Annotated in this window: 14 protein-coding genes; 8 read left to right on the top strand and 6 right to left on the bottom strand. The window is 40.2% G+C overall.

What is annotated here, in order from left to right; genetic code table 11:
* Positions 1-153: 153 nt before the first annotated feature.
* Positions 154-927 (bottom strand): type III pantothenate kinase, encoded by a 774-nt coding sequence (locus U0M88_RS02505; RefSeq protein WP_331868804.1) that lies wholly within the window; start codon positions 925-927, stop codon positions 154-156.
* A complete protein-coding gene (gene coaBC, locus U0M88_RS02510) occupies positions 921-2,123 on the bottom strand; it encodes a bifunctional phosphopantothenoylcysteine decarboxylase/phosphopantothenate--cysteine ligase CoaBC (protein WP_331868805.1) in 1,203 nt (400 codons plus the stop codon). Before coaBC ends, U0M88_RS02505 begins: the two co-directional genes overlap by 7 nt.
* Before the next feature lie 191 nt (positions 2,124-2,314).
* On the opposite strand from coaBC, the gene U0M88_RS02515 reads away from it, so the two are divergent.
* From U0M88_RS02515 to rbr, 4 genes are read left to right on the top strand one after another with little or no spacing between them, the layout of a single operon-like run.
* Complete coding sequence (locus U0M88_RS02515; RefSeq protein WP_331868806.1) at positions 2,315-3,454, top strand: glycerate kinase family protein; 1,140 nt, start codon at positions 2,315-2,317, stop codon at positions 3,452-3,454.
* An 18-nt stretch (positions 3,455-3,472) separates the two neighbouring features.
* On the top strand, positions 3,473-3,985 hold the full coding sequence (locus U0M88_RS02520) for a hypothetical protein (RefSeq protein ID WP_331868807.1): 513 nt from the start codon (positions 3,473-3,475) through the stop codon (positions 3,983-3,985).
* A gap of 30 nt (positions 3,986-4,015) precedes the next feature.
* Positions 4,016-4,405, top strand: a complete 390-nt coding sequence (locus tag U0M88_RS02525; RefSeq protein ID WP_022790507.1) for a hypothetical protein — start codon at positions 4,016-4,018, stop codon at positions 4,403-4,405.
* 51 nt (positions 4,406-4,456) lie between these two features.
* Entirely contained in the window at positions 4,457-5,002 is a 546-nt protein-coding gene (gene rbr / locus U0M88_RS02530) for a rubrerythrin (protein WP_022790506.1), read from the top strand.
* Between the two features lie 32 nt (positions 5,003-5,034).
* On the opposite strand, the gene U0M88_RS02535 is transcribed toward rbr, so the two are convergent.
* A complete protein-coding gene (locus U0M88_RS02535) occupies positions 5,035-5,358 on the bottom strand; it encodes a winged helix-turn-helix transcriptional regulator (RefSeq protein WP_117446014.1) in 324 nt (107 codons plus the stop codon).
* Between the two features lie 113 nt (positions 5,359-5,471).
* Between U0M88_RS02535 and U0M88_RS02540 the strand changes: the two genes are divergently transcribed.
* Together U0M88_RS02540 and U0M88_RS02545 are read left to right on the top strand one after the other, a co-directional pair.
* Complete coding sequence (locus tag U0M88_RS02540) at positions 5,472-5,819, top strand: cupin domain-containing protein (RefSeq protein WP_022790504.1); 348 nt, start codon at positions 5,472-5,474, stop codon at positions 5,817-5,819.
* A gap of 56 nt (positions 5,820-5,875) precedes the next feature.
* Complete coding sequence (locus U0M88_RS02545) at positions 5,876-6,136, top strand: hypothetical protein (RefSeq protein WP_022790503.1); 261 nt, start codon at positions 5,876-5,878, stop codon at positions 6,134-6,136.
* On the opposite strand, the gene U0M88_RS02550 is transcribed toward U0M88_RS02545, so the two are convergent.
* The 3 genes from U0M88_RS02550 to U0M88_RS02560 are packed head-to-tail and all read right to left on the bottom strand — an operon-like array spanning position 6,133 to position 7,931.
* Positions 6,133-7,044, bottom strand: coding sequence for a GNAT family N-acetyltransferase (locus U0M88_RS02550; protein ID WP_331868808.1), 912 nt, complete (start codon positions 7,042-7,044; stop codon positions 6,133-6,135). The genes U0M88_RS02545 and U0M88_RS02550 overlap by 4 nt on opposite strands.
* Positions 7,034-7,303 carry a hypothetical protein gene (locus tag U0M88_RS02555; RefSeq protein ID WP_270600149.1) on the bottom strand — a complete coding sequence of 90 codons (270 nt, stop codon included), beginning with the start codon at positions 7,301-7,303 and terminating at the stop codon, positions 7,034-7,036. Before U0M88_RS02555 ends, U0M88_RS02550 begins: the two co-directional genes overlap by 11 nt.
* A gap of 22 nt (positions 7,304-7,325) precedes the next feature.
* Complete coding sequence (locus U0M88_RS02560; RefSeq protein WP_331868809.1) at positions 7,326-7,931, bottom strand: YigZ family protein; 606 nt, start codon at positions 7,929-7,931, stop codon at positions 7,326-7,328.
* A gap of 76 nt (positions 7,932-8,007) precedes the next feature.
* On the opposite strand from U0M88_RS02560, the gene U0M88_RS02565 reads away from it, so the two are divergent.
* Together U0M88_RS02565 and U0M88_RS02570 are read left to right on the top strand one after the other, a co-directional pair.
* Complete coding sequence (locus tag U0M88_RS02565) at positions 8,008-8,469, top strand: YbaK/EbsC family protein (protein ID WP_288229098.1); 462 nt, start codon at positions 8,008-8,010, stop codon at positions 8,467-8,469.
* Positions 8,470-8,500: 31 nt separating this feature from the next.
* Entirely contained in the window at positions 8,501-9,922 is a 1,422-nt protein-coding gene (locus tag U0M88_RS02570) for a uracil-xanthine permease family protein (protein ID WP_331868810.1), read from the top strand.
* The last annotated feature ends 82 nt before the right edge of the window (positions 9,923-10,004 follow it).

Genomic DNA, 10,004 nt, shown 5'->3' on the forward strand with positions numbered 1-10,004 from the left:
GAGATCAAATGGCAGAGAGAGTTGCACAAAACCAGAATAATGATTATAATTTGTTTGGTTAAATTGGTTTTGTAGCATAACTAAAGTATACTACAGACAAAAAGGACTGGAGTTTCCATTTAAGGACTTCCAGTCCTTTTTTAGATCTAACTTTTAACTGTTAGACCCCCTTTTATCGTAGATGATTTTTAGACCTTTGAAGATGAGATTGGGATCATAGACATCAATCAAAGGAATATGGGAACAAACAACACGGCCTAAACCACCGGTGGCGATGACTTTAAAATCCTTTCCGATTTCTTTGCGATATTGTTTGATGGTATATTCCACACCGCCTAAATATTGATAAAAGATACCGCCCTGCATCTCGGCTTTGGTGTTTTTGGCTAAGATCGTAGTAGGTCTTTTGATTTCAATTTCAGGAAGCTGGGCTGTTTGTGTCCACAGGGCATTAGCTCCGGTCTCAATACCGACACTGATTGAACCGGCTTTAAAACAACCATTTTCATCGACATAGTCATAAGTGGTCGCGGTTCCAAAATCAATGACAAGAACAGGTCCGCCATATTCAAAGTAAGCTCCGGCGCAATCGGCAATTCGATCGGAACCTACACTTTTTGGATTTTCCAGTTGTACACTGATGCCACTTTTAATGCCCGGACGTACGATCAAAGGTTCGATGCCTAAAAACTTTACGATTCCGTTTTGAAAGGAGTGCATGATCTTAGGAACTACACTGGATATAATCACGTCTTCAATGTCTTCTTTATAGACTTTGGAACTGTCTAAAAATGTTTTCAACATAAATCCATATTCATCACTGGTACGGCGAACTTTACTTGTTAAGCGATAATTTCCGATCAAAGTATCTTGATCAAATATACCGATGGTGATGTTTGTATTTCCAATATCAATGGCAACTAACATAAAGATTTCCCTTCTTCAATTTCTTTCATGGTACGCAAGATCAAAAAGCCTAATTCTTCTTTTGTGCATTTTGGCAAATGCTTCAAGGTGTTTTTTGAAACGAGCGTCACGACATTCGTATCGGTCTGAAAACCGGCACCTTCTACTTTTAGATTGTTGGCGATCAACAGATCACAGTTTTTGCGAATGCATTTCTCTTGTGCGTTTTTATCTAAATCTTTGGTTTCCATCGCAAATCCACAGACAATCTGATTTTCTTGTTTGTGCTGGCCGATCCATGCCAGTATATCTGGATTAGGCACCATTTCGATTTGCGTTTCTTCCTTTGTCTTTTTGATTTTATCGGATGCGACTTTGGCAGGACGATAATCCGCTACGGCTGCAGCCATGACGATATAGTCTGCTTTTTGTGCTTCTTCCTTCATCACTTCAAACATGTCCAGAGCAGTTGTCACAGAAATGGTATGAACACCATCGACCGGTGGTAAAGAAACCGGCCCGGATACTAAGGTGACATCCGCTCCTAATTCTTTGGCAGCCTTGGCAATCGCATAGCCTTGTTTGCCGCTGGAATGATTGGATATAAATCGTACCGGATCGATAGTTTCCTGTGTGGGTCCGGCTGTGATCAGCACCTTTTTGTTTGATAAGTTTTTTTCTTGTTGAAAGGAGCGTACAATCATGTCGCGTACAGTATAGATATCGGCTAATTTCCCTTTTCCGGTATCATCGCATGCCAGATGACCAACAACCGGCTCAATGATTTGGTAGCCTAATTCTCTGGCAAGCTTTAAATTGTTTTGTGTGACTGGATTTTCATACATATGAACATTCATGGCCGGGGCGATCCATTTTGGACAGGTGCAGGCCAAAAATGTCGTTGTGACCAGATCATCACTAATGCCATGCACGACTTTAGCAAGCACGTTGGCCGTGCAGGGAATCAAAAGTACCAGATCGGCCCATTTCGCAAGACTGATATGGGCGATGGGATCCGGATTAGATGGATCAAAGAGGTCAACTTCGCATGGGTGGGAGGATAAGGTCGTAAATGTCAAAGGAGAAACGAACTCTGCCGCATGACTTGTCATCATGACGCGAACCTCCATATCTTGTTTTTTTAGCTGGCTGACCAGATCGCAGGCTTTATAAGCGGCTATACCTCCGGTTACACCGATCAATATATGTTTTTTCATAACGAATTCCTTTCGATTTTCAATATTCAGATTATATCACGTTTTAAGGACATGAAAATCTCCTTTTTGTGTTTTTTTTCACAAAACGGGAAACAAGATGTTGTTTTCATAAAAATGTAAATTATGAAAATAAGAAACAAAAAGGATTTGTTTTTTCATACATTCGATGTAAAGTATGTTAGAATGAATATATGAAATTTGTAGTTGCATGTGATTCCTTTAAAGGCTGCATGTCTTCGGTACAAGTTTGCAGATGTATTCGTTCCGGAATTCAAAGCGCAAATGAAAGTCATACTGTATATGAGTTTCCTATGTGCGATGGTGGAGAAGGAACCGCTGAGATTTTCCGAAATATTTACCATGGAGGTACGAGCACAGCACAAGTTTTAGATGCATATGGAAAGACGATTGAAGTCACTTATGGTATCGTACCTGAGCAAAATATGGCAATTATGGAGGTTGCCAGCTGCATTGGGTTAAATATGGTGGAAAGAGAAAAGCGAAATCCAATGATTGCCAATAGCCGAGGCGTAGGACTTTTATTAAAAGATGCGGTAGCCAAAGGATATAAGAAGATCTTATTGGGAATAGGTGGTACCAGTACAACCGATGGCGGCATGGGAATGTTGCAGGAGTTGGGACTGCATTTTTTTGATGCCTCACACCGACGGTTAAGAGCCGGTATTTATAGCTTGGGGCAGGTTGATTATATCGATAAGCGACACTTTGTGGATTGGAACGATGTCGAAATCCTAATTGCGGTCGATGTCAAAAATCATCTGTTGGGCAAACAAGGCTCTGCTTATACTTTTGGAAAACAGAAAGGCTTATATCCGACACAGTTGGAAGCGGTCGATCAAGCCATGCGACATTACCGCGATAAGATCTATGAGTTTCTTCATGTAGATATCAATCAGTATGAAGGCTCCGGATCCTCCGGTGGTATCGGAGCGGTTTTGACAGGTCTTCTGCATGCCAAAATGGTTCCCGGCATTCAATTATGTATGCAGGAATATCATTTGGAAGATGTGATTGCCCAAAGTGATATCGTGATTACCGGTGAGGGGCAAAGTGATCATCAAACGCTTTATGGTAAAGTGCCATATGGTGTAGGTCAGCTGGCAAAAAGGCATGGAAAGCCGGTGTTTTGTTTAAGCGGTGCACTTGGTATCGGATATATGGATTTGTATGATGCCGGCTTTGCCGGTGTATTCTCCAGTGCAGATCGAGCCATGGATTTTATGACGGCATTAAAGACAGGGCCGCAAAAGTTGGAGAATTTAGCATATTCGATCACAAAAACGATCGATGCGATCGCAAAGATGAAATAAAAGGATAGGTGAAGCAATTTGAAGAAATTCCTTTCGTGTTTAAGTTTGTGTTGTCTGGTACTACTGAGTGGGTGCAGTTCACCGGAAGCTTTTCAGGAAGTGGAAATCGATGCCAAAGAACTGCAGGAAAAGCTGGATGACAAAGAAGATTTTGTGGTGATCGTAGAGCGGGAAGGCTGCAGCTATTGTGAGGCACTGGATGCTTATATTGAAGAAACTAAACAGGAACATGCAGGCCTGGTGCTCTATAAGCTGGACAGTACTGATTTTGATCTAAAACGGGAAAAGGAAGAAGATATGACTTTGGTTACGACCAACGAAGATGGACAGATTCTTTTGAAAATGGCACCTTACTTTTTATATACACCAAGTCTTTATATCGTAGAGGATGGTAAGGCAATACAGGCTGGAATCGGCTATAATGATCTGACACATGAAGTTTCGTTGTGGGATGTGGATTCGACCATTGATTTTAATCAAGCAGAGCCGCAAGATTTTTGGTCATTTGTCGAAAGCGGTCAGGCAAAGTAACAAGGAATAGATAAGAAGGAGAGCTTTAAAATGGAACAACTTGAAAACAATGCATATTTTTGGCAGAAGATGGATACACTGCTTTTAAGCAGTACCTGTAAGATCGATCATCCACAGGGAAGCAGTCATCCGGTCTATGCCAATTTGATTTATCCGGTCGACTATGGTTATCTGCAGGATACAGTGGGAACGGATACACAACCGATCCATGTGTTCAAAGGCAAAAAATCGGCGCACAATGTAGGCGCTATTGTCATTAGTGCCGATATCTTGAAAAAAGACTGTGAAGTGAAGCTTTTAGTAGGATGTGATGAAGAAGAAAAAGTAAAAATTTTAGAGTTTTTAAATCAGACACAGTTTCAAAAAGCAATCTTGGTGCAGCGAGGGAATCAAACCCCAAATTGGGCGAATAATGATTGATTTGGTAGGCTTTCACTGATATACTTTGAATAGGTATAAGGAGGTTCTATTATGGAATTAAAAGGTTCAAAAACTGAACAAAATTTAATGGCGGCTTTTGCCGGAGAAAGTCAGGCAAGCATCAAATACCAATACTATGCTTCTCAGGCAAAAAAAGACGGGTATGTGAAAATTCAGAATATCTTTGAAGAAACTTCAAAAAATGAAAAAGAACATGCGAAGTTATGGTTTAAAGCGCTGCATGGTGGAAAAGTTCCTACAACTACAGTGAATTTGGAAGATGCAGCTGCCGGTGAAAACTATGAATGGACAGATATGTATAAAGAAATGGCTGCTACAGCAAGAGAAGAAGGATTCGATACGATTGCAGCACAGATGGAAGGCGTAGCAGCCATTGAAAAACATCATGAAGCACGTTATCGCGCAATGTTGAAGGAAGTAGAAGAAAATACTTTCTTTACAAGCCCAACAGAAACGGTATGGATCTGCTTGAACTGCGGTCATATCCATGTTGGAAAAGAAGCACCGGAAGTATGCCCTGTATGTGCACATCCTAGAGCTTACTTCCAGGTATTAAAAGAATACTATTTAGACTAAATCAAAAACGACTATCGCATGGATAGTCGTTTTTATATTTGGCTTTTATAATAATCGCCAAAAGCAGCCATTTGATCCAATAGAACCTGTAAATGCAAGCCTAGATCTGTAATGCCATATTCAACCTTTGGCGGGTTACATTGATAGTCTTTTCGATAGATAATGCCATCACTTTGAAGTTCTCTTAAACTGGTTGTCAGTACCTTTTGAGAAATGCCATCTAAGGATCGCATCAACTCATTAAATCGCCAGGGGCGTTTGATCAGATTTCGTAAAATCAACAGCTTCCATTTACTTCCAATCAGAGATACGGTTGTCGCAACCGGACATTCCGGTAATTCTTTCTTCGTTTTCATGAGCGTATTGTAGCACATATTCAATATAAATTGCGCAGTTACTTTTAAGTGCGTACTAGTATTTGGATGCATTGCGATTTATAGTAACTGTGTAAAAAGAAGGAGGAAAAGTTATGGCGAATTATACAAAAGTATCGAAAGAACAAGGAGCACGTATAGAGCTTCATGAAAAGTTAGGATTGACCGGTGCTGAGATCAGTATCAATACTTTACCGGCAGGAGAACATGTTCCTTTTGTCCATGCTCATAAACAAAATGAGGAAATTTATTACATTGAAAAAGGAAATGGTAAAGTCATTGTTGATAAGGAAGAAATCGTATTGTCACAGGGAGACTGGATCAAAATTAAGCCGGCAGGAAAAAGACAGTTCTTTGCGAATACGGATATGACTTATATTTGTATTCAGGTAAAAGAAAATTCATTGGAAAGCTTTACTGCAGAGGATGCGATTCTGGTATAAAGGTGTTGATGATCAACATCTTTTTTTGCGTAACAATTCTATGATACAATCAACTTATGGAAACGATCGAAAGCAGTAAAGAAGCATATTTATATTTAGAAAAAGGAGAAGTTCTTATTTCTTCGGGACAGCTGATCCTTTTTATGAAAGAGAAGCAAGTGTATCTAAAGGCACCACAATGGACGGCCAAAGTATCACAGGAAGATTTTTTGGAGTTATTTAAAACACATTCCTTTATTCTATATGAAAAAAAGGAAGAATCCGATTCTTCCTTAAAAGACGAGGAATATTACCAGTGGCGCAGTCACTATCTTTAATCGATCATGTGATTCCACATTGGCTTTTCTAAAGCGGCAAACGCTTCTTTGGCATGATGGACATTCTTTCCGGACCAAATGGAGAAAAGCTTGTAATTGCTTAAACGAGCCAGGACAGTTCCCTGATTCCTTGGGATTTCCATAGGAAAAAGTTTTTCAAAGCGTTCGGCCTGAGAAACAATAAAGCTGACTGATTTACATCGGGTCGATAGATATGCCAACAAGTCGAATATAGAAGCAGAGTCCATATACATCAGGATTTCGATCTCAATATGATCTTGGATCACTTTATAGATCGCAAAGCCACATAAGGTATCCCCATCATACATGGTTACGATACGATGATTGCAGTTGATATAATAATGAATCTGTTCATCAAACTCGTTTTTGTTTAAAAGGATGCTGCCATCAAAATGTTTTATGAATTCTGTGTAAATCGAAAAAAGATTCATTTCCGGACGATAGGTTCGCACATTTTTTAGATCCCCCTGTGACCAGTTTTCCATTTCCAGCCAATAGTATTTTGTTTTAGAAACATTCTGAAAGCTTTTGGCCTCTAAGATCTTAGCAAAATTGGTATAACAAAGTGTAAGCATGTGATTACAGTTGGCATAGTTCATCGCGGCTTCCATCAGTTGTGAAAAATAATGCCTTTGGCGATAATCCGGTAAAGTGCATGCTAAAGAAAGAATCAAAGCTTTACACTTCTTTCCTTCGTAGTGCAGAGTTCGTTCTTTTGTCTGCAGACAGGCAACGATTTTTTGATCTTCTAAAATACAGAACATCCCATTGGGATCGTATTTGTATTTCATCCACGTGCTGATCGTGACCGGATCCATATTCAACATCGATTTTGATAAAAGACGCCGAATCTCTTTATCTTTGCCATGCGAGTTGTTAAGAATCATGTGAATCATCCTCTACATCGCTTTCTGTGTATTCTACGTCAATGGCATTATGCTTTGGTGGATTGGAAGAAGTTGTATCTTCATAAGGATCATCTTCCTGTTCATAAAAAGAAGTATAGGTTGTTCTTTTTCGAGGAACCAAAAGACGGTAAATCACATAGATGATCAAAAATGGCAACACGATCGGTGCCAAAAGCTGAAAGAATGCGATCAATAATAATATGATAACGAACAAAATAAATAAAGAATAATAATTCATAGATTTCACCGCCTTTAGTATATCATGATTCGATTATTTTTTCTTTGGGATACTCTTTGATATATGTGCAGAATAAAGCGCCATTGGATAATGCCAAAATATCCTGAGTAATATCATTTTGTGTCAAAAAATGGTAGGTGACTGTTTGTTCGTATTTTTTGGAGATGATTTCGATCTGATGATTTCGAAAATATCCGTCGAGCTTTCCGATCCATTCATAACCGAAAGTGATCTCATATTCTTTAAACATCGTCATATCTGTCAAAGCTGCTTTTTCCAATGCAATCTTGACGGAATCGGAATAGGCTTTCACAAGGCCTCCGGTCCCTAGTTTTGTGCCGCCAAAATAACGAACGACAACAGCTAAGATTTCTTCCATTCCTTTTCCCTGGAGGACATCCAACATAGGGTGGCCGGCTGTACCAGAAGGCTCTCCATCATCATTGGAGCGAACAATCTGGCCTATGATCATCGCTGTACAGTGATGATTGGCTCCGGGATGCTCTTTTTTGATCATCTTTAAAAAATCTTTGGCTTCTTCTTCCTGATTGGTTCGATGAAGGTAAGTAAGAAAGCGACTTTTTTTGATTTCAATAGTAGAAATCACATCTTCTTTGATTCTAGGCATGATTTTATCGTAAGGGATTTTACTTTTGTATGCAAGAAAAATATAATGGACAGTATATAAAGCTAGGAGAAAGAGTATGTCAATTGAAAGAGTAAGAGAGCAATTTAAAGAATTAGGAATCGAAGATCGAATCGTTGAACTGGATCAAAGCAGTGCTACCGTTGAACTGGCAGCCCATGCTCTGGGATGTCAGCCTAGAGATATCGCCAAGACATTAGCTTTTGATGTAGATGGAGATACGATTGTTATCGTAGCTGTTGGTGATGCCAGAATCGATAATGCGAAATATAAAAATACCTTTGGTAAGAAGGCAAAGATGCTTCATGGAGATCAAGTCGAAGAAAGAACGGGACATGCGATCGGTGGTGTATGTCCGTTTGGCTTAAAGGAAGGAGTCAAGGTTTATTTGGATCAAAGCTTAAAACAATTGGAATATGTCTATCCGGCCTGCGGCAGCAGCAATTCCTGTATTCGAATGTGTGTAGAAGAGCTGGAAAAAACGACGAATCCTATTGATTGGATTGATGTATGTAAGTAAAATAAAGAACATATTTGGAAAGGGAGAGAAAATGGAAAAAGAAAAAACATATTTTGAAAAAGAAGCACCGGTTGCCGAGGTGTGTGAAGAGAACTTGTATCGTTTAAATGGTCGAGTTCCTTTACGCAAGGCAATTCCTTTCGGGATTCAACATGTGCTTGCGATGTTTGTGGCCAACCTGGCACCGGTCATGATCGTTTGTGGAGCCGCCATCGTACAAGGTACCCAAAATCATCTGACGGCTGCGGAAATTACGCAGATTCTGCAGTGTGCCATGTTTGCAGCTGGTATCGGTACGACGATGCAGCTTTATTCTTTTTGGAAAATTGGTTCAAGACTGCCAATTGTAATGGGAGTCAGCTTTACTTTCTTGGGCAGTCTTTTGATTATCTGCACCAATCCGGCACTTGGTTATGAAGGTATGGTCGGCGCTGTCATTCTCGGTGGTATCTTTGAAGGTCTTGTCGGTTTGAGCGCAAAGTACTGGCGACGTTTTTTAACTCCGGTCGTATCGGCCTGCGTTGTTATTGCGATTGGGTTGTCTTTGTTGTCGGTTGGCATGGACTCCTGGGGCGGCGGCAGCGGTGTTGAAGATTTCGGCGCCTGGTATCATTTATTTGTCGGAGCCTTTACATTGATTGTTTGCCTGGTTTCCCGCTACCTTTTAAAAGGGGTTTATAAAAATCTGAATATCTTAGTTGGACTTGTTTTTGGTTATATTTTGGCCACTGTCTTTACGGCCGCCGGAATTGCGCCGATGGTAGATCTGTCTGGTATTTCTGAAACGGTTTCACAGGTTGGATATTTTAGCTTGCCTAAGCTTGTCTTTTTGACAGAGCATAAGCCTATTTTTGATGTAGGTGCCTTCTTTACGATCGCCATCGTGTTTTTGGTATCGGCAGCCGAAACGACTGGCGCGACAACCGCAGTTTGTACCGGAGCTTTAAATCGAGATATCAAGACAGAAGAACTGCAAGGTTCGTTAGCAGTTGACGGTTTCTCCAGCGCAATTTCCGGCTGTTTTGGCTGTCTGCCACTAACCTCTTTTTCACAAAACGTTGGTTTAGTAACAATGACTGGTGTGATCAATCGTTTTACGATCTTTATGGGTGCTATTATTTTGATTCTTGCATCTTTGTTTCCTCCATTAGGTGCCTTGTTTAACTCGATTCCGCAATCCGTGTTGGGTGGCTGCACTGTTATGATGTTTGGTTCAATCATGTATGAAGGAATCAAAATGTTGAAGGAATGCGTATTTGATGATCGTACTATGATCATTGTCTCCCTATCCTTCTGTATCGGTGTCGGCTTAACCCAGACTTCAGGAAACTTCTTCTCCTGTTTTCCACAGGCGGTAGGCGACATCTTTAACGGCAATGCGGTAGCCGGTGTCTTTGTGGTGTCATTATTGTTGAGTTTATTTTTGCCAAAAGACAAAAAAACCAAAGAATAGATCTTTACAGGAAATTCGCTTGAGTTTCCTGTTTCTTTTTGTATGCGGGATGATTTTTAAAAAGATTCATGTATAATAAGAA

Source organism: Faecalicoccus sp., from assembly GCF_036552745.1.
Lineage (GTDB): Bacteria > Bacillota_I > Bacilli_A > Erysipelotrichales > Erysipelotrichaceae > Faecalicoccus.